This is a genomic window from Thalassospira xiamenensis M-5 = DSM 17429, assembly GCF_000300235.2.
GTDB lineage: Bacteria > Pseudomonadota > Alphaproteobacteria > Rhodospirillales > Thalassospiraceae > Thalassospira > Thalassospira xiamenensis.
This window is the reverse complement of sequence record NZ_CP004388.1, coordinates 856,547-875,863: the sequence shown is the minus strand read 5'-3', so window position 1 is coordinate 875,863 and position 19,317 is coordinate 856,547. Positions and strand designations below refer to the sequence as shown.

22 protein-coding genes are annotated in these 19,317 nt (G+C 53.4%); 7 read left to right on the top strand and 15 right to left on the bottom strand.

Annotated elements, in window-relative coordinates:
• Positions 1-25 precede the first annotated feature (25 nt).
• From fliQ to flgB, 4 genes are all read right to left on the bottom strand, one after another.
• Complete coding sequence (gene fliQ, locus TH3_RS03990) at positions 26-295, bottom strand: flagellar biosynthesis protein FliQ (RefSeq protein WP_007090577.1); 270 nt, start codon at positions 293-295, stop codon at positions 26-28.
• Positions 296-460: 165 nt separating this feature from the next.
• A complete protein-coding gene (gene fliE, locus TH3_RS03985; protein ID WP_007090578.1) occupies positions 461-787 on the bottom strand; it encodes a flagellar hook-basal body complex protein FliE in 327 nt (108 codons plus the stop codon).
• 47 nt (positions 788-834) lie between these two features.
• A complete protein-coding gene (gene flgC, locus TH3_RS03980) occupies positions 835-1,242 on the bottom strand; it encodes a flagellar basal body rod protein FlgC (protein WP_007090579.1) in 408 nt (135 codons plus the stop codon).
• 27 nt (positions 1,243-1,269) lie between these two features.
• Positions 1,270-1,668 (bottom strand): flagellar basal body rod protein FlgB, encoded by a 399-nt coding sequence (gene flgB / locus TH3_RS03975; protein WP_007090580.1) that lies wholly within the window; start codon positions 1,666-1,668, stop codon positions 1,270-1,272.
• Positions 1,669-1,865: 197 nt separating this feature from the next.
• On the opposite strand from flgB, the gene csrA reads away from it, so the two are divergent.
• The 5 genes from csrA (at position 1,866) to fliP (ending at position 4,611) form a co-directional block, all read left to right on the top strand.
• Entirely contained in the window at positions 1,866-2,231 is a 366-nt protein-coding gene (gene csrA / locus TH3_RS23260) for a carbon storage regulator CsrA (protein WP_233421836.1), read from the top strand.
• A gap of 275 nt (positions 2,232-2,506) precedes the next feature.
• Positions 2,507-2,935 carry an EscU/YscU/HrcU family type III secretion system export apparatus switch protein gene (locus TH3_RS03965; RefSeq protein WP_007090582.1) on the top strand — a complete coding sequence of 143 codons (429 nt, stop codon included), beginning with the start codon at positions 2,507-2,509 and terminating at the stop codon, positions 2,933-2,935.
• Entirely contained in the window at positions 2,925-3,263 is a 339-nt protein-coding gene (gene fliT / locus TH3_RS03960) for a flagellar protein FliT (RefSeq protein WP_007090583.1), read from the top strand. Before TH3_RS03965 ends, fliT begins: the two co-directional genes overlap by 11 nt.
• A 149-nt stretch (positions 3,264-3,412) precedes the next feature.
• Entirely contained in the window at positions 3,413-3,790 is a 378-nt protein-coding gene (locus TH3_RS03955) for a FliO/MopB family protein (RefSeq protein ID WP_007090584.1), read from the top strand.
• Complete coding sequence (fliP, locus tag TH3_RS03950; RefSeq protein WP_007090585.1) at positions 3,787-4,611, top strand: flagellar type III secretion system pore protein FliP; 825 nt, start codon at positions 3,787-3,789, stop codon at positions 4,609-4,611. The genes TH3_RS03955 and fliP overlap by 4 nt, the downstream gene beginning before the upstream one ends.
• Before the next feature lie 137 nt (positions 4,612-4,748).
• On the opposite strand, the gene TH3_RS03945 is transcribed toward fliP, so the two are convergent.
• From TH3_RS03945 to TH3_RS03895, 11 genes are all read right to left on the bottom strand, one after another.
• A protein-coding gene (locus tag TH3_RS03945) for an IS1182 family transposase (protein ID WP_040059618.1) occupies positions 4,749-6,117 on the bottom strand; the annotation gives its coding sequence in 2 pieces (ribosomal slippage) (positions 4,749-5,516 and positions 5,518-6,117; 1,368 coding nt in all).
• 102 nt (positions 6,118-6,219) lie between these two features.
• Positions 6,220-7,539: an SEL1-like repeat protein gene (locus TH3_RS03940; protein WP_007092346.1), complete on the bottom strand. Its 1,320-nt coding sequence runs from the start codon at positions 7,537-7,539 to the stop codon at positions 6,220-6,222.
• An 86-nt stretch (positions 7,540-7,625) separates the two neighbouring features.
• Complete coding sequence (locus TH3_RS03935) at positions 7,626-11,135, bottom strand: tetratricopeptide repeat protein (protein ID WP_007092345.1); 3,510 nt, start codon at positions 11,133-11,135, stop codon at positions 7,626-7,628.
• Positions 11,136-11,137: 2 nt separating this feature from the next.
• A complete protein-coding gene (locus TH3_RS03930) occupies positions 11,138-11,860 on the bottom strand; it encodes an OmpA/MotB family protein (protein ID WP_007092344.1) in 723 nt (240 codons plus the stop codon).
• On the bottom strand, positions 11,860-12,708 hold the full coding sequence (locus tag TH3_RS03925) for a flagellar motor protein MotB (protein ID WP_007092343.1): 849 nt from the start codon (positions 12,706-12,708) through the stop codon (positions 11,860-11,862). The genes TH3_RS03930 and TH3_RS03925 overlap by 1 nt, the downstream gene beginning before the upstream one ends.
• Before the next feature lie 11 nt (positions 12,709-12,719).
• On the bottom strand, positions 12,720-13,367 hold the full coding sequence (locus TH3_RS03920; protein ID WP_007092342.1) for a protein phosphatase CheZ: 648 nt from the start codon (positions 13,365-13,367) through the stop codon (positions 12,720-12,722).
• A gap of 36 nt (positions 13,368-13,403) precedes the next feature.
• A complete protein-coding gene (locus TH3_RS03915) occupies positions 13,404-13,790 on the bottom strand; it encodes a response regulator (protein WP_007092341.1) in 387 nt (128 codons plus the stop codon).
• A gap of 220 nt (positions 13,791-14,010) precedes the next feature.
• On the bottom strand, positions 14,011-14,730 hold the full coding sequence (locus TH3_RS03910; RefSeq protein WP_007092340.1) for a MotE family protein: 720 nt from the start codon (positions 14,728-14,730) through the stop codon (positions 14,011-14,013).
• A gap of 152 nt (positions 14,731-14,882) precedes the next feature.
• On the bottom strand, positions 14,883-15,536 hold the full coding sequence (locus TH3_RS03905) for a DUF6468 domain-containing protein (protein WP_007092339.1): 654 nt from the start codon (positions 15,534-15,536) through the stop codon (positions 14,883-14,885).
• Entirely contained in the window at positions 15,536-16,663 is a 1,128-nt protein-coding gene (gene fliM / locus TH3_RS03900; protein ID WP_007092338.1) for a flagellar motor switch protein FliM, read from the bottom strand. The genes TH3_RS03905 and fliM overlap by 1 nt, the downstream gene beginning before the upstream one ends.
• An 87-nt stretch (positions 16,664-16,750) precedes the next feature.
• Positions 16,751-17,284, bottom strand: coding sequence for a flagellar basal body-associated FliL family protein (locus tag TH3_RS03895; protein ID WP_007092337.1), 534 nt, complete (start codon positions 17,282-17,284; stop codon positions 16,751-16,753).
• Positions 17,285-17,627: 343 nt separating this feature from the next.
• Here TH3_RS03895 and flgF point away from each other — a divergent pair, with 343 nt between their 5' ends.
• Both flgF and flgG read left to right on the top strand, forming a co-directional pair.
• Complete coding sequence (flgF, locus tag TH3_RS03890) at positions 17,628-18,389, top strand: flagellar basal-body rod protein FlgF (protein WP_007092336.1); 762 nt, start codon at positions 17,628-17,630, stop codon at positions 18,387-18,389.
• A 63-nt stretch (positions 18,390-18,452) separates the two neighbouring features.
• Entirely contained in the window at positions 18,453-19,238 is a 786-nt protein-coding gene (gene flgG / locus TH3_RS03885; protein ID WP_007092335.1) for a flagellar basal-body rod protein FlgG, read from the top strand.
• The last annotated feature ends 79 nt before the right edge of the window (positions 19,239-19,317 follow it).

Below are 19,317 nucleotides of genomic sequence, written 5' to 3'. Positions count from 1 at the left end.
CTTCTGCAAGGAAAACAGTGCCTTCCTAATTAGGCAAACCAATAAAATGGTCGACCATTCGCCCCATAAACTCCGTCAGCTCGGTCATCATGAAAGGCAGAAGCACCAGTAAAGCGATAAAAATAACCAGAATCTTAGGAACGAAAGTCAGTGTCATCTCTTGAATCTGGGTTAAAGCCTGAAAAAGAGCAATGATCAGACCGACCCCCAACGCGATGAGCATCAACGGAGTCGTCACCTTGATCAACGTCCATACGGCATCATAGGCCACGTCCATGATTTCCGCTTGATCCATAGGGTCTTCCTGCCTCGTCTTCCGTCACGTTACACCATTCATACAGGATAAGGCCGGTGATGGGCCATGATTTCCTGCAATTTCAATTTGATCGCCCCGAAAACAAAAAACCGCACGAAAATCGTGCGGCTTGTCCCAGGCATCCATCCGACAATTCAATCACCGTCAGATCGGCATGCTCAATACGCTTTGATAAGCTTCGACTGCCTTGTCACGGACACTAACCACGGTACGCAGCGTGACTTCGGCCGCCGACACAGCGGTGACCACTTCATGCAGTTCTGCATCGCCAACGATTGCTTTCTGGGTCATCTGTTCGCTGTTCATCATGGTTGCGCGGGCATCAATTGCCGCCCCCTTGACCATGTCGGCAAAACTTTCCCCCGGATTGACCGTCTGACCGTTACCGCCAACACGTTCGGCGACACTTGCGGTTTTGCCGCTTGCAGCGTTCCGGTAGGCAGAAATGGCATCGTTAAAACTGGCAACCATCGGTTCGTATCCTTAAAGCGGCGTTTGCAGACCAGATATTTTTTAAACTACTGCAGAATATCAAGGGTCTTGAGCAACATGCTACGCGAAGACTGTATCACATTGAGGTTGGCTTCATAGCTTCTCTGTGCTTCGCGCAAATCCATCATTTCGACCAGTGTTTCAACATTCGGGGTCTGCACATAGCCCTGATCGTTGGCGGCCGGATGGCTTGGTTCGTATTTCATACCAAAATCGGACTTGTCCGTCATGACTTTATTGACCTTGACCAGTTCGACGCCAACTTCGCGATCCATGACATTCTTGAAAGTCAGCAGCTTGCGGCGGTACGGGTCCTGCCCCTGTGCAGTCGGCAGACTGTCGGCGTTGGCAACGTTTTCAGCAGCGATACGAAGGCGGGTACCCTGTGCGCGCATGCCGGCAGCGGAAATTTTAAAAGCTTTGTAAAGTTCCATGATCGCTTATTCCTTCAACGCTGCCAATTAACGCCCCAAAGCCGAAATCATCATTGTTTTGTGTTTGGCATAAAGTTTGGTCATGGTCTGATAATCGACCTGATTTTCGTTCATCTTGACCATCTGTTCTTCAAGGATCACGGCGTTTTTGCCAGGTGCCACTTCATAGTTCTTACGCACTTCCTCGTCCTTGAAGTTCTGCGGTTTGTGCAGCCCCTGGCTGTGACCCGGTGTGGTTGCCTGCATCGCCAGAATGAATTGACGGTCGCGACCAACGGTTTTCGGGTCGAATTTTTTAAGGTCGTCAGGGCGATAATTCGGCGTATCGGAGTTGGCAATATTCTGCGCGATGACTTCCTGACGCTGTGTCAGCCAATCCATCTTTTCTTTCAGATTGGCGAACATGCTGAGTTTGCCGATATCCATTGCCTGCTCCTATTATCGCGCCCCCAGTATTGGGCGGTCCGGTAAAGCCGAAGTTAACGCACGGCCCGGATCGAGACCGAGATTATGAGAAAGGCGTTTTTTTTTGCCGCCCGGCCCAATGCTGAAACCTACTTTGCATATACCGTGCCAAATGTCGGAAAATCGTTAAATTACAATGTCAGGCTTAGCTATGATTGGTGGCACTGGACCGCGGCGAACAAAGCGGGCATATTGTGTCGCGTCTGGTGAACTTCTTTCGCCATCTATCGAAACCGGGACATTTCATGCTCTATCTCACGCGAAAAGTTGGCGACTCCGTTGTTATTGACGACAACATCGAAGTTACCGTCGTTGAGGTTCGCGGCAAAACCGTGAAGCTGGGCTTCACCTTTCCCGAAAATGTGCAGGTCCTGCGTCGCGAACTTTATGATCGCATTCAGGAAGAAAACCGCTCGGCTTCGGCAAGTGCGGATCTTGTGCATCAGTTGGGCCAGGTGGCCAATGCGGTTGCCGACAATATGAAAAACAGTCCTGACGCTGACAAAGACGACGGTAAAGACTGATTTTCCGGTCGCGCGATCTACCGGCAAGAGCCGGGGAAGCAAGACCACCGACATACGACAGGCACTATCGTCATCCTCCTGGCAGGTAGCCGGGATATTGACCCTCTGCATACAAGCCCCCCTAATGCGTGCTTTACATTACCGCCCCTCCTCAACGACATTTACCCTGCTGACCATCGGCGCAACGTTTTGTTGACCATCTTCAAGCTATGGTCGAGGCTTGCTAAGGTAATAAGAGTCAATCAAGACGCTGGATTTTGGCGAGATGGGCAAGAATGACTGGTAACCGACCCAAGGTCGACATCACCGATCCGCGCGAAATTGGCACGGAAAATCTTGCCGCGCCCGGTTCCGGCGATCAGAAAGCTGTGGCGTTACGCTATGCGCATGGCCGGGATAACGCCCCGATATTAAGCGCAAAGGGCGAAGGCAGTGTTGCGGAACAAATCTTGCAACTGGCTTTTGCTAACGGGATCAAAGTCCGAAAAGACAGCGATCTTGCCGAAATTTTGATGGCCGTCGACGTCGACAGCGAAATTCCGCTCGAAGCGTTTGCCGCTGTCGCCGAAATTCTGAACTACATATACCGTATCAACCGGATTTACGGTGATCCGGCCAAGAAGCGGTCGACAACATCGAATATCGATCAGGTGTCGGCAACCAGTTTTGCAGATCTCAACCGGGAAGATCCAAATGAGCCCTGAACAATTCAAACCCGACCAGTTCAAGAAAGATCTCAAACGGGTATTGTCTCTGATCACTGCCAGCCAACGATTTGTTGATGACGGCAAAGTGGTCGAACTCAATACACTCGAAACCAAGATTTCCGATCTTTGCGTTCAGGCCCGTGCCATGAGCAGCGACCAGCGTCGCGAAGTCGCCCCACTTCTGGCGGCACTAACCGACGATCTCGCGCGTCTGGAAACCACAATGCACAAGGAGTATTCCGAACTGCAACGCCAGTTGCGCGGTCTTAGCAACAATGCACAGGCAACCAATGCCTATGCCAATGCTGCCCGCACCACCCGCTAAGCAACACAAGTCCCGCCGTTCCGTAACTTGCCATCTGATCGCGGAACTGCATGGTGACTTGCCTGCCGGGGCCGTGCACGGTAAACAGAACAGGTTCCGGTTGACTGAATCGGGCTATGCAACAGGTTCGTCGCGGGGAAGGTAACCTGATGGAATTTAGCGCTTATTTCCGATTTGTGGCTGCTCTGGTTTTTGTGCTGGGCATGATCGGGGTTTTGGCGCTGGTGGCACGGCGTTTTATCCCCGGTGCGCGCAACATCAACCGCCGCAGCAAGGAACGCCGACTTTCCATCGTGGAAGTCGTTCCTGTTGATACAAAAAGACGTCTGGTTCTTTTTAAACGCGACGACACGGAACATCTGTTACTGCTGGGGCCGTCCGGCGATTGCGTGATCGAACGCAATATCGGCACCCATTTTTCCGAAGTTCTCAGCGACGATATCCGCATTCACAGTGACGACGGCCTGCCGGATGCATCACCAATCGATACCCCGCCGACAAAGACCAACGGGAAACAACCCGCATGACCATCGCGCTCATTTCGCATTCCCGACAGGATCGAACCAAACAGAAGCATCAAGCGCGTAACGGTTACGTGCCGCGCTGGCTGGTTCTGATCGCGATCTGGTCGCTGGTGCCATTGATTGCCATCGGATTTGGTGGTGATACCGTTCACGCGCAGACATTCAATTTCGACCTTGGGGATGGTCCGGGTGTAACGTCGTCTGGCCGGATGATCCAGCTTATCGGTCTGCTCACGGTGCTTAGCCTTGCACCCGCTATCCTGATGATGGTGACATCCTTTACCCGGATCGTGGTGGTTCTCAGCCTGCTGCGTACTGCCCTTGGCATTCAGCAATCGCCGCCCAATCAGGTCATGGTGAGTCTGGCGCTGTTTCTGACGTTATTCATCATGATGCCAACGATGGAGCGGGTCTGGGACGAAGGCCTGCAACCGATGATCAACGGCGATATCGACGAATTTGAAGGCATGGAAAGATCGGTGCGACCGGTTCATGACTTCATGATGACGCAGGTCCGCGACCGCGACCTTGAACTGTTCGTCAATCTTGCAAATGTCGAAGTCACCGGACCAGAAACCATTCCGTTGCGGGCTCTGATCCCGGCTTTCATGATCAGTGAACTGCGCCGTGCGTTTGAAATCGGCTTCCTGCTGTTTATCCCGTTCCTGATCATCGACATGGTGGTTGCCAGTATCCTGATGTCGATGGGTATGATGATGCTGCCGCCGGTCATCATCTCGTTACCCTTCAAGCTGATATTCTTTGTGATGGTCGATGGATGGTATCTGATATCGGGGTCACTGGTCGAAAGTTTCGGCGGGTAGCCAGCATTTACGAGAACAACAAAATAAAAGCCGCCTTGCAGAAGCAGGCGGCTCAGACCGCTGACAAACCCCGTCATATTTTGGCGGGGTTTTTCTTTTAGAGGTTTTTGAAAGCCGGCTTGAGTGTGCCGAGGGGATTATCCCTCGGCGATTGGCCCCTTGGGGCCCAAAGCCAGGGCTATTTTCTTGATATTTTGGGCGGCGGCGGCCAGCAGACATTGGCATTTGACATTGATCAGTCCCCGGAACCTTGCATATCGATGACCGTGAAGCTGTTTGGCATCTGCAAAAGAGCGTTCGACCGTCTCTTTTCGGCGCTTGTAAACCCGCTTACCCCACTCTGTCAGACGATAGGCGTCAGCCCGGTCTCTGGCGTCTTGCCAGACATGGCGCGTGACAGTTTTTCGGTGGTGGGCATTGGCGGTACAGGAAGCCAGCACAGGACAGGTGCGGCATTTTTCCGGGTCGCTGTGATAATGGCGGTATCCATTTCGGTCGGTTGTCGCATAAGACAGAAGCTGACCTTCGGGGCAGCGATAAGCATCACGTTCAGGGTCATAAACGTATTTGCGTTTGGGGATGTAGCCTTCCCGAAGGTTCGGGCGGCGATAGCCCGTCACGCCAAGGATGTCACGATCTTCAAGGCCTTTGGCAATCGCGGCGGTCGCATAGCCCGCATCCAGTCCGACGGCGATAACATCAAGGTCAAAACGCTGCCTTTGTCGGTCAAGACGGTCGAGATAGGGAATGCTGTCATGCAGATTGGCCGGGGTGGCGTAACTGTCGGTAATGATCCCAAGCTTGCCATCGACCGTGCGGTGATCGAGATAGAAAAAGCCCTTGGGCTTGCCGTCGCGTACCATATATCCGCTGTCGGGATCGGTTCGGCTGATCTTGGTTTCTTTTCTCAACCGGCTGGCGTTCCTTGGCTTTGAGCGGCTTTTTCGCATGAGCCGCCCGGTCTTCCTCAATCGCCAGATCCAGATCATCCCAATAGGCCGCGCGCGATTTGGCAACCACTTCGCGGTCCCATTTGTTCTTGTTGGCATCGGCCTTCAAATGCGTGCTGTCGGTATAGAGAACCTTACCATCCACCAGCCCGTGCCTGATCGCCTGCTCGACGATCTCGTCAAAAATATCCTGCGCAACACTGGCATCATGATATCGACGCCGCCGGTTCTGCGACAGGGTCGAGGCATCAAAGACCTTGTCGGTCAGCTTGAGTTGCAAAAACCAGCGATAGGCGACATTGACCTCAATCTCGCGCACAAGCTGGCGCTCCGAGCGCACGCCAAACAGATAGCCAATGAACAGCGCCTTAAACATCATCACCGGATCAAGGGCGGGACGGCCATTGTTCGCGCAGTACAAATCGGCCACGCGCGCATGGATAAAACTGAAATCGATCACGGCATCGATCTTACGAAGCAAATGATCGCTGGGGACCAAACTGTCGAGTGTCACCATCTCAAGTTCGGTTTGATGTGGGCTGGGTTTCTTAAGCATTCCCCATTGAATCAAAAGTCCCCGCCAATGGCGAGGACTTTGTCAGCAGTCTGAGCCGCCTTGCAGAAGCAGGCGGCTTTTTGATTATGACTTGGACCTGCGTCAGGCAGAGCGCTTACCCGTCTTGAAGACGTTCTTTTCAAGTGGCTTAAGACCAAAGCTGCCACTGCGCGGTGCAGGGTTATCCGCAACGTAGCGGTCCGCCTGCTGGCGTTCACGTTCATTCATGCGTGCACGCACCGCTTCCATTTCACGGTAAGCCTGGCTTCCGGCCGAGGGTGCTGACATCCGCAGCCAGTAATAAGCCATGATGTTGTCCTGATCGACACCACTGCCAATCGCATAAAGCCGCCCCAAAGCCGCCTGCCCGTTAGCCGAGCCTTTACGTGCGGCACGTTCATACCAGCTTGCCGAACGGGCCATATCAACCGGCACACCAAGACCATGTTCATACATCACACCGATCAGGTGATAACCGCCCGGATGGCTAAGTTCAGCAAGGTCCATGGCAAGATCAAGTGCCGCAGCATAATCCGGCTCACGATGGGCGACGCCAAAGATCAATATCTGCGTCATCTGGTATTTGGCAGAAATATCGCCCTGATCACAAGCATTCATCAACATGGTCCAGCCACGATTAAACAGCTTCAGATCCGACGAATGACAGAAATACATAGCCAGATTGGCCTGAGCATAGGTATCGCCCTCGTTCGCCGCCATTTCAAACCAGCTGATGCTTTCGGCAATATTGCGTTCCGCACCCAGCCCGACGCCAAGCGCATAACCAAGTGCTGATGCCGCCTCTACGCTGCCGGCACGTGCCGCGCGCAGGTTATATTCAAACGATTTCGACGGATCGCGTCTTACCCCGCGTCCTTCAAGATAGAGATAGGCCAGAACACTTGCCGCGGAGGGATCATTCTGCTCGCTCGCGCGGTGGAGATATTCAACCGCCATCTCGTCACTCTGATCAACCCCCCATCCATTTAGGTAGCAGACCCCAAGGTTATAAAGGGCAGCAATCGAACCGTTTTCCGAAGCCTGTTCAAACCATTCGGCAGCTGTTTCCGGGTTTTCAGGAACCCCAAGCCCCTTGGCATAAAGATAACCAAGATTGTTGGCTGAAATACCTTCACCACCCAGTGCCTCTTCGCGGAACCAGTATGCCGCTTCGCGGTACCACTGTTCGCCTTCGCCCTGATCCTCGGCCACACCGATTCCCTTGGAACGCATGAAGCCATAGCAAATGGCAGCAAAGGCACGGCTTTGACGGTGAATCTGATCAAGAATTTTGCGGGTGGCACCCTCGTCGCGCGGCATACCAACGCCGCGAAAATGCCTCAGCGCAAGCGAAAGCTGCGCGAAAATATCACGCTCAACCTTCGCGTCATCGTAATAGACCATTTTGAGTGCACGATCCATCACAGCACTGCTTCCACCAAATAGGACAAGACCCGACTTCCGAACCTTACAGACACAGAAAGCCAATCAAAACATTAATATCACTATTAGTTTATAGCACTAAGCTGTGACTTTTCCAACTGATCACGATAATTGCCCAGAAATCCTTGGAAACTCTCGACTTCATCAACCTTGTTGGCCAACGTGCGATAGTCGATCAAGCCCTGAGACGGACTGGAGGTGATCAGGCTGAAGGCTTCGGCATACGGACTTTGCGCCATAACAATTCCATAGCGCCGCTTCAACATATTAAGCGTGCGTTCCTGCCCGCCCATCGCCAGATTGACCGCCCAATTCAGGACATAGCGGGCACGTTCGTCACCAAAATTCTCAATGACATTGCCCTGATCCTCACCCACAAGGCGCTGGAAGGTTTCAGCAGCAGAGAGATAGTCGCGGGTATCCCGGTAATATTCGACACGCAAAAGCTCGGCATCCTTGGACAGATCACCTTCAAGCGATGCCATGGCTTCGGCCCCGCGGTCGGTATCGAGGAGCGCGCGCGCACGCAGGTGACGGCGCTGGGTTTCCAATTCACTGGATACCCCGGGAACGTCGCTGTTATCAAGCACGCGAATGGATTCTTCGGGCTTGTTATCAAGTAGATACACCAGCGCCAGACGTGCACCGACGCGTGCCTTTTCGGTTCCTGTCAGGCGGAAATCGACCTGATGCTCCAGAAGAGTTTCGGCGCGATCGAACAATTCAACGTCAACCATGCGGTCAGCCAAACGACGAATAAGCTCATCGCCCTTTTCTCCGGCCGGGGTCAGTTCGCGGAACTCGTCATACAGCGCGACAGCCTTGATAGCCGAGATGTTGTTGATCTCGTCACCCAGATAGATTGATTCGAACGTGTTATGCATCAGATCGGTGACTTCGGTCGCCGACGGGCTGTTGGGGAAGAAGATCGCCGCCTGACGCAGGGTATTAAGGCCTTCGCGATATTGCTTGTTCTTGATCTGCAATTCGCCAAGTCTACGCAGCAATGCCATCTCAAACCCATCGCCACGCCATGCAAAACGCAGTTTTTCAAGCTGCTCGATCGCATCATCAAGTGTCAGCCGTTCAAGCCGCATCAAAAGCTCGGTGCGGTCAAATATTGCGTGCGCCCGCGCTTTGCGATTACTGCCCTCGGCAACCTCGTCCCAGGTTGCAATAGCCTGTTCAAATTCGCCTGCTTCTTCTTCGAAAATGCCCTTAAGATACTCGACATCCTTGATCTTGCTCGGGTTGATCCCCTTGGTCACAAGCATCTTCTCGATCAGGTCCATACCCGCGTCCGGATTACCAACGATCAGGGCCTGCTCCGCGGCAAGTGGCCCCAGCCGCGACAATAATTCTGGCGGATAGTTATCAAGGATGTGAACGCTTTCAAGCAGATCACGCGCCCCGTCATTCGGACGACCACGCGCAGCAAACGTCACCGCACGCCACAACTGCATTTCGGGAATGGCACGCAGGCGCTCATCCTCCAGAAGGCGGGCCGCCTCATCATATTCGCGATCAAGAAACTTGATTGCTGCCTTAAGTGCACGGAACTGCAGTTTCTGGGCAATCAGCGGGTCGTCGTCTTCCATTGTCGAGGCAACCGCGTCTGCTTCGGGGCCAAGCCCGTTTGCCAGGTAATATTGCGCCAGTTCAAGACGTGCCTTGTTCCGATGCTCATCACCGCTTTCGGCCAGATCGCGACGCAACTGATGAATTGCCGTGTTATAGTTATCAAGCCCACCGCGGCGCCAATCATCCAGTTCGAAAATCAAACCTTCGCGGCCATCCCCCGCACGTGCGCGCACCCCTGTCGCCGATGCCAGAAGGCGTGCCCCCTCGGGCGAGATATTCAAACCGTCGGCAGCCGTCACCACAACCGCCTTTCCATCATCCCGGTTCGTGACCTGTACACTTTCGTTAACCGGTGCGACGACAACGCCCTGCACCGACGGAAGAACTTCAAAATCCGGATACCGCAACGCTGTCTCGATGCCATACCCCATTTCCCGTGTTGGCACGACGCGAAGCGAATCACCGACTTCCGGGTCTTCAATCGGAATTGTAGGGCTGATATTGATCAACGGCACAACAAGGCGGGCGCGAGTTTGATTATCGAGCTCAATAGAAGGTCCCAGCCGTTCGATCGGCTGCATGGAGCCCTGCTGCAAGGTTACATCCCAGTCACCATTTTCTGATGGTGTGCTGTAAAGCCCCACACCGTCAGGGATGGTCATGCGCAATACCGTCGCATAAGGACTGTCGATCTGCTCGATCACTCCGATGATCTGGGCGGCATTCTGACGCACGGCATCCAGATCAAGGTTCGCGCGAACATCAAAAACCATCCAAAGGAAGCCGGCACGCGACCATATTGCAGCCCCCCCCGGACGGTTGAACGGGAAGCCCAGTGTCAGTTTGGTTGCATCCTGGGCGACTGTCACCGCAAGATTGCCAATACTTTCGCGTGCTGGCGCAACAGCATCTGGCGAAATCGGAATATCGGGTTGTTCCGCCAAACCACGTGCAATTGGATCATTCACGGGGGACGACGGGCTTCCCCCCGCAGCCTCAGCAACACCGGGCGTTTCCCCAGTTGTTTGCGACGGCACTTCTGGTGCGGCAGGCGCAGCAGGTGCGGGGCTTGGGGATGGCGTGCGTCTGGCTGCCGTGGTCGGCGGCGCAGCGGCTCTCGATGCACTGGAATCGGCAGGGTCGCCCTGGACTCCCATCAGATCAACAACAACCTTGTTGCCTGAACGGAAATGACGCAACGCGCGCGGCGGATTTGTCGCGATCTCAACAGATAAAGGATCTGTTGCACTTTGGCGCAAGGTGACACCTTCCGGCAACCGACGCGTTACACCAGTAGCATCGATGCGGGCAGGGCTGGTGAAGGCCAATATCTGATTACCCTGATCGCCATTCAACACATAATCCGTGCGGGTGGGCCAATCAAAAACCAGACGGTAGAATGTCGGGTGCCGCCCAACCCGAATTTCAAGCTCCGGCGCGGTGGCGACAGGTGTAACAACTACAGGTGAAGATGCCGTATCCGGCCGGGTTTGCGGTGTTGGGAATGGTTCGGACGCAACTTCCCCCTGTGGGTTTGGTGCAGGACGGGGCGGCGTTGGCGCGGGTGACGCGGATTGCACAGGAGCAGGTGCGAGAGCCGGTTTATCCAGAATATCAAGGACGACATTGGTGCCGACATTGAAAACACGGGCTTCGAAATCGTCTCGTAGGACGAAGGCGACCGTACGTCCGTCCGGATCAAAAAAACCATCGCTGACATAATCGGATACGGGGCCAAGAACACCGCGCATGGAAGCAACCAGCGGCTGGTCAAAACGCACAACAAGTTGGTCACCGATGATTTCAGCGGTGTAATTGACGGGCTTGTTCCATTGCAGAACGATACGTCCATAGCCACTATGTGCGCCCGAGCGGATGATCACGGGATCTGCCGCCTGAGCGAGTGCGGGGCGCATTCCGGTAACTGGCAATACTGCCAGACTGGCTACCACAATCACGGCAGCCAGCAGGAAACGCGCTACGACCAAAAGCATTCTTACGAACCTCCGATCCCGCTTCCGCTATGGGGTTCAATAACAATGTCGACCCGACGAGCCATTGTGAAACGTGCCTGCTCGTCTGCCATAACCGGAAGCTGGTCGTATCTTGATGCCGCAAATCCGTAAATATTTATGTAATCTGTATAGCCCGATCTTTTAAGTTCGTTGGCAACGGCAGCAGCACGGGCAAGGGAAAGCTCCCAGTTCGAAGCATAAAGTCCGCGACCGCTGAGCGGGCGCGGGTCAGTATGCCCCTGCACACCAATCCGGTTCCCGATATTCCCAAGTACTCCGCCAAGTACAAACAGCGCCTTTCGGGCCTGATCCGTCATCTCGGAACTGCCACTGAAAAACAGGATGTCCCCGGGTAACGAAATCACAAGCTTATCTGCTTCACGGCTCAGCGTGGCATCACCCAGTACATCGTTGTCATCGATGGCGTCATCGATTACAGCGCTCAGGTAATCAAGATTCATCGCGGGCTTGCGATACACACGCGGGATATTAAGCTGCGCAACGGGCTCATCGCTTTCTTCAACCGGTGACGGTTTGATTGACTGGGACAAAGAATCAACAACCTCGTCCCAACGGTCAATCTTGACCTTTGACATTGCAAACAGCATCACGAAGAAAGTCAGTAGAAGCGAAATAAGATCCGCAAGGCTGAGCATCCATGGCGGCGGCCCTTTAGGGCCATCATCGCGCTTTGGTTCATCCATCAGCCGTTCCCCCCGGATTGCGGAGCCAAGGGAATCGGTGCGTTTATCCCTGGCTGGCCTGCGCCAGGCAATGGAATAAGCATTTTTCCACCGCCAGCGTTACCCGAACCATTCGACGCAGGTGCCGGTATCGCACCATTGCTGGTACCGCCTGCGTTGGCTGGTGTCGTTACCGGTGCTGGTGGCTCTTTGGGCCCGAAATTCCAGAAGAAACGGAAAGTAACGATAAAAGGATCAGCCCCTGGATCGATGCCAACATAAAGATTTTTATCTGGGGCCCCGCGATCAATAAGGTCGCGGGCGAATGCACCTGCCCGACCGATCTGAAGGTTGTTTGCAATCTCGACAGTGCCTTTTGAACCGACCTCGCTGCCCATGACCATTTCCATCTCGTAGGACGCATAACCACTGTCATCGGCCAGCACTTCCGCGAGCTGATCCATGAATTCGCCTTGACGGTCCCTGATTAGAATCGAGTTGGGTTCAAACAACTGGTCGACATGCATGATGACTTCCATCAGCGTGCCCGGCTGTATCACCTGGACGCGCACGACCTTGATCGCTGTCTGAAATAATGATCCCAGCTTGTCTTGGGTATCTTCGGCCGAAACCACCGGCCCCTCAATCGAGGTTACCGTTTGCAAACTGGTGGTTGGTGGCAGAATGGCCGCAAACGCGGAAGACAGACTTTCCTGTACTTCGCGGGTTTTGACCTCTTCGAATGTCGAAATCGTGTTCAGAAGGATGAAGAATGCCAGAAGCAGGAGATAGAGGGCGAGGAACAGTGCTACGGCACCGTTTGCGGGCGGGCTTGGTGGTCTTGGTCCGTCGTCCTCTATTTCCGCCATAACCGTCCCATTTAGCTAAACATCGCGTCGATGTCAGCCTGCGAAACCCCCTTGCCGTCGAGCTGCGGCCCGTTCAGCAAGGCTTCTTCACCTTCAGGTTCCTTTTTCTTCCGCGGATTGGACGCAGCATATTTGGCAATTTCATCACCAAATGCCTTGACCAAACCCTCGACCCTTTCTTCGATTGATTTCAGGGCCTTGATCACCTTGGTCGTACGTTGACCGGTGATATCCTGGAAGTTGCAGGCTTCATAAACGCGCATGGTCGCGCTGGTTACGATTTCAGCCTGCTCAGGGGGAAGACTTGCAGCAAATTCCTCAAGCGTATCCATCGCATCAAGGATTTCATGCGTCGCACCGGCGGTTGCATCGACAATCGCGTCGAGCTCGTCCGTTGCGTTGGGAATATATTCCGCCTTGATATCGTCCGGCCGCAAAGATGCTATTTCGGATTTCATCTTGCGAATGATGCCCGAAAGTTCATCCAGTTCACCAAACAGGCGTTTCTGGTCGTCTGATGGCTTGTCACCTTCCGAAACAAAGCGGGAAAGCTGATCCATCAGGTCAGACAGTTGCTCGACCTTAAGCTCATCGCCATCAAGACGCGCTTTAAGGTCCAGCAACAGCTGCCGCAATTCGTCTTTGGACGTTTTGGACATCTACGGTATCGCGGGACTAAAGCCCCGCGCCCCTAATCAAAACTCACCGATCACGGTGGTGAGTTTGCCCTTCAACGTCTCTGCGTTGAACGGCTTGACGATATAATTCGAAACGCCGGCTTTTTTTGCCATGACAACGTTTTCGGTTTTCGCCTCTGCGGTGATCATGATGAAGGGCAGATCCTTCAGCTTTGTATCAGCGCGAACTTCTTTCAGAAGCTGAAGACCGGTCATCGGCTCCATATTCCAGTCAGAAATCACAAGGCTGAACGACTTTTCGCGCAGTTTGCGCAAAGCCATGCTGCCATCCGTCGCTTCTTCGATGTTCGTAAAGTTCAACTGCCGCAGGAGATTGCGGATGATACGCAACATGGTTTTGTAGTCATCCACAATCAGGATCGGCATATTCGGATCGACGGCCATTCACCACTCCATCATGCTATCAAATCTCTCACCCTTACCCCTGTATTCCCTGTGCATAAGGGTAAGGCCCCTATAATCGTGATGTACCTATTTAACAATGGTTAATCAAGGCTTTTCACAATTCCCTAATAACACCCATCATGTTGAACACACTGTAATAATCGTCTGGTTGATGCCCTTCCAGATAACGGTCAGCGCCCCGGATCAGCACCATTTGAGATTATTGAAGCGGCAACATGTTTATATCCTGTTTATAAGCCAACTCTGTTGTCAGAGCACGTGCGCGGTCTGGCGACATCTCCGCCAAAACAGCAGCAGTATTTGCCTCGCGCATACCAAGTGCAACCTGCAACAGGATTTCCATATCAAGATCGTTCCAGATACGCGCGGCATCCTTCGGTTTCATTTTCTCATAGACACTGATCAGCTTCTTGATCCGATCACTTTCCTGCTCTTCCTTGGTTGCCACCAAATCCTCGATCGCAGTTTTAAGCGATTTCATTTCTTCGATCTTGGCGTCAATCCGGGCTTCGGCAGCAGCAAGAAGGCTCTCGCGCTCATCAAGGCGCTGTTCCTTGCGATCAAGTTCCGAGCGCCGCACCGAAAGGTTCTGCAAAAGATCGATTTCTTCCTGTGTGAAAAGGGTCGGATCACCGCCCAGCATCGGCGGCGCATCACCTGCGCCATCAATACCCCCAGTGCCGTCACCTTCCATCATCCCCATCGGGTCATCAAGCCCGGGCACACCTGTTTCCGCAGGTTGATCCGGAGCCACCGCCGGATCAGGAGCCTGGGCACGCGCAACCTGAACCACACTGATACCAGATGCATCAGCAGCTTCATCGCCTTTGGGCTCATCCGAAAACAGTCCGACGATCTTGACCGTTAAAACGACAAAACCAACCACGACCACCAACGGTAGGATACGCACAGCAGACATTCACTCACCCGGAAAATGGGACGCTTTCACGCCCATATTGAATTTCAAATCATATACTAACAGGTAGGTACCAAATTTGTCGAAAAAAGACGCCCTAACTGTTTTTTAGCAATCATGGCGATTTTATCTGATTGATCCTATCCGCAACGCCTCTAACGGACAGACCGCAAAGCAGCGAGAAGTTCACGTTCGGCTTCGGAGCGCCCGGCATCCTCATCTTGTTCATAAGGATCAGAAGCAGGTTCGTGTACAGACGATCCACCAGATCGCATGCCCGAACCATATCCGCCACCAGACGGTTCGGTCGAAGAAGACGTCGATGCGCCAGGCATTGCGCCGCGTTCAACATCACGCATCAACCGGGCAGCCAGTTCCTCTGCTCGGGTTTCAACACCCTGCCTGTCATCAACAACGTTGTTTCGCTCGTTACCGGTAACATTTCCGGCCTCGGCAAACTTTGCCCCGCCGACACCGCGGCGGGTGGCATTGACATCACTTGCCGCCTTTTCCAGTCGGTTGGCAATGCTTTCACCCCGATCTACCATAAAGGACAGATCTTCGTGCAGCCCACTGGCCTTTTCGATATCTTCACGCAATTTTTCGCCGGATTGCTCGGCCATTTCCTTCAGCGCGCGGATTGAAACTTCGGCTCGTTCGTTTGCCGCATTGAAAGCCGTCAGAAAGTTCTGCATTTCTTCGCGATTGCGACGAAACGCCGCCAAACGACGGCTCAGGATCATGGCGTAGATGATCGTCGCAATTAGCAACACAATCATTACCAGATCAAGATAGATGGCATAGTCCATCAACTGTCGTCCTCGTTATGCCGCGCCCGGTCACGAACCTGAATCGCGATCCTGTCCCCCTTGCGCCCCATCATCCCCTTGAACAGGGGCACATCGCCGCACCGAACCTCGACAGGCGAGGTCGGACTGGTATTAAGAACCAAACGGTTGCCAACTTCCAGATTAATCACATCGCCAAGCGACATGATCTGCTCGTCGAGTACCGCAAGAAGGTTCACATGGGTTTGCCACAACTCGTTCGCCAGGTGGTTTTCCCAGATCGAGTCTCGACCGAATTTTTCCCCCATGAACATCTGAAGCAGCAGCTCACGAACCGGCTCCAGTGTTGCATATGGGATCAGCAGTTCCAGACGACCACCGCGATCTTCCATGTCAATGCGCAGCTTTGCAACGATGGCAGCATTGGCATGACGGGCAATGGTCGCAAAACGCGGGTTGGTTTCAAGGCGCTCGAACCGGAAGGTCACCGGGCTTAATGGATCAAATGCCGCCGACAAATCCCCGAGAACCACATGGATCATGCGTTCGACAAGATTGCGCTCAATCGTGGTGTAGGGACGACCTTCAATACGCATTGCCGCCGTACCGCGACGCCCGCCCAGCAACACATCCACGATGGAATAAATCAGCGCAGAATCAACCGTCAGAAGCCCATAGTTGTCCCATTCCTCCGCCTTGAAAACACCCAGCATGGCGGGCAAGGGGATCGAGTTCAGATAATCCCCGAAACGCAGCGACAGGATGTTATCAAGCGATACTTCAACGTTGTCGGATGTGAAGTTACGCAACGAGGTGGACATCATGCGCACCAGCCGGTCGAAAACAACTTCGAGCATCGGCAGACGTTCATATGCCACCATCGACGAGTTGATGATCGCCTGAATGCCGGATTGGTCACCCGCGCCCGATCCATCATCAAAACCAAGTAGACTGTCAATTTCATCCTGGTTCAGAACACGCGCAGATCCGGGGCCAACATCCTCATCTTCACCACCGCCATCTTCATCGCCAAGCATGGATTCCCATTCGGCGGCCATATCCTCGCCACCGTCGTCTCCATCCTCGTCACCGCCTGCCATGGCTTCCCATTCAGCGGCAAGTGCGTCATCATCATCTTCATCTGCCATCGGCGATTTGTCCCTGGCCCTTCTGGCCCGTTACTTTCTTGCCCATATACTTTCTTGTATGGTGTCTCTGGCATTGCCGCCAGCACCTTATTGTACCAGCATTTCCTTGAACAGAACGTCGTTGATTTTTGCAGGCTTTGCTGCAGCACTGACACGGATCAGCAATTCTTCACGAAGGCGGAACATCCCCTCGGAGCCAGCCAAGTCTTCCGGTCGCAGTTCACGCAGGTAAACCTGAAAGTTATCAACAATACGCGGCATCATTTGCTCGATCTGGGGCAACATGCTCTGGTCTGCAACTTCCAGACTGACGCGTATTTTAAGATAGCTTTGCTTACCGCCTCCGGCGTTCAGGTTCACCAGAATTTCCGGCAAATCGACAAACCCGACATTTTGCGGAACCCCCGGCGCCTCTTCGATGGCGCTTTCGGAAATCACTTCTTCGGTGTGATCCCCTCCGCCGCCGGTCACCATGTCAATCACAGGCTGAAGAAGCCCCGTGAAATAGGCCGCAGCAGCACCACCCAATAGCAGGAGTACCAGCAGGATAACCACGACCAGCAATTTCTTGCTGCGTCCCCCGCCACCATCCATTTCTATTTCGTCGACATCATCACCCATCGGTCTGCGTTACCCTGCGTTCAAAACCGTTACCCTGTCTATCCAGCAAACACTATGCCGGAATGATGAGACATAATACCTCGACGTTAAAATTCCGTTTCCCGCCTCTTTCCATGCAAGCGACTCTGTAAAGCACATTAGTTCAGGAACCACCGATTATCACCCGCGGCATAGGTGACCCGGCAATAATGCACGGCAGGATCTGCCAAAGCAGGCTCAGAAGATGCGCGGCAACAAATGCCGATCAAAATTTTATCGTTCAATTTCATTAACTTAAGACAACTGGCATAACTTTCGCTTCCAAGCTGTTCAGAACACCGACCCGATTTGGGAAAGCAAAATTATGGAAAACGTTACCTACATCGCTTTGTCGCGTCAAAAGACGCTCCGCAGCATGATGAACAATATCTCCCAGAACCTGGCGAACATGAACACGACCGGGTACAAGGAAGAAAAGATGATGTTCACCGATTGGGTTGCGAAGAACAAGGACGCGCCTTTCCGCGGCGAGCGTGAAATATCACTTGTTCAGGATATCGCGCAGTTTCGCGACACACGCGTAGGCAACATTGAAATCACTGAACAACCGCTTGATGTGGCACTGAGCCAGCCGGATATGTTCTTTGCAGTGCAGACCCCAACCGGTGTGCAATATACACGGAACGGTAACTTCACTGTTGATCCAGGCGGACAGCTTGTCACCAATCAAGGGCTACCGGTCTTGAGCGATGCTGGCCAGCCTATTTTTTTCAATGAAGCAGACGGACAAGTCAAAATCAAAGGCGATGGTAGCATTTCAACCGATATCGGTCAGATAGGCCGGTTGCAGGTTGTAACGTTTGATAACGTTCAGGATATGAATAAAACAGGTAGCTCCCTATACAGCATCATCAAAGAAAACCCGAACGATCCCGATGGAGCCCAGCCGGTTGAGAATCCCGGCGTTGTTCAGGGTGCCCTTGAAAAATCCAACGTCAACCCGATCAGTTCAATGACACAGATGATTGATGTGTTGCGTACCTATCAGTCTGTGACTCGGTCGCTGGAAAGCGAGAACGAGCGTCAACGTAACATGATTAGCAAACTGGGCGATGTTCGCGCCTGATCAAACGGGCGCCCGCCCTAAAGAATTCATATGCGCCCATGGCGCAGACCGAGGAGACAGAAGATGCGATCACTTGATATTGGAGCCCTTGGCATGCAGGCACAATCCACCAACGTGGATGTGACCTCGCACAACATCGCCAACATGACCACCACCGGCTATAAACGCCAGCGCGCCGAATTCCAGGACCTGCTATATCAGGATCTGCGTCGCGCCGGGTCCCCGTCATCCGATACTGGGACAATTGTTCCTGTCGGCGTTCAGGTCGGCCTCGGTGTAAAAACTGCAGCCATAGGGCGTTATATGGGTCAGGGCACCCTATCTCTGACCGAAAACGAGCTTGATGTTGCCATACAGGGACGCGGTTACCTGCAGATCGATTTGCCCAGTGGTGAAACAGCTTACACCCGTGACGGCACTATGAAACTCGATGCCAATGGACAGATCGTAACCAAAGATGGTTTTGCCGTTCAGCCGGGTATCACCGTGCCAAACAACGCGACGTCCATCACCATCAACACCTCAGGAGAAGTGCTCGCCGAAATCGATGGCCAGGTTGCACTTCAGAATCTGGGACAAATCCAGCTTGCAACCTTCATCAACCCAGCCGGGCTTGATGCGCTTGGCGATAACCTGTTCCTCGAAACTGAGGCGTCAGGTGATGCCACCACCGGTGTTCCTGGTTCTGTTGGTTTTGGTACCGTTCAGCAGGGCTATCTGGAATCCTCAAACGTCAACGTCGTTCAGGAAATCACCAACCTGATAAAGGCGCAGCGCGCATACGAGATGAATTCCAAATCAATCTCGACCACGGATGAAATGATGAGCTCCGTCAGCAACCTGCGTTAATTCGATACGGTTCCGAACTGATAAAATTTCTTGGAAAATGAATGCGCGGGCAGCCTTGGAAAAAGTGGTTTCCCGCGTT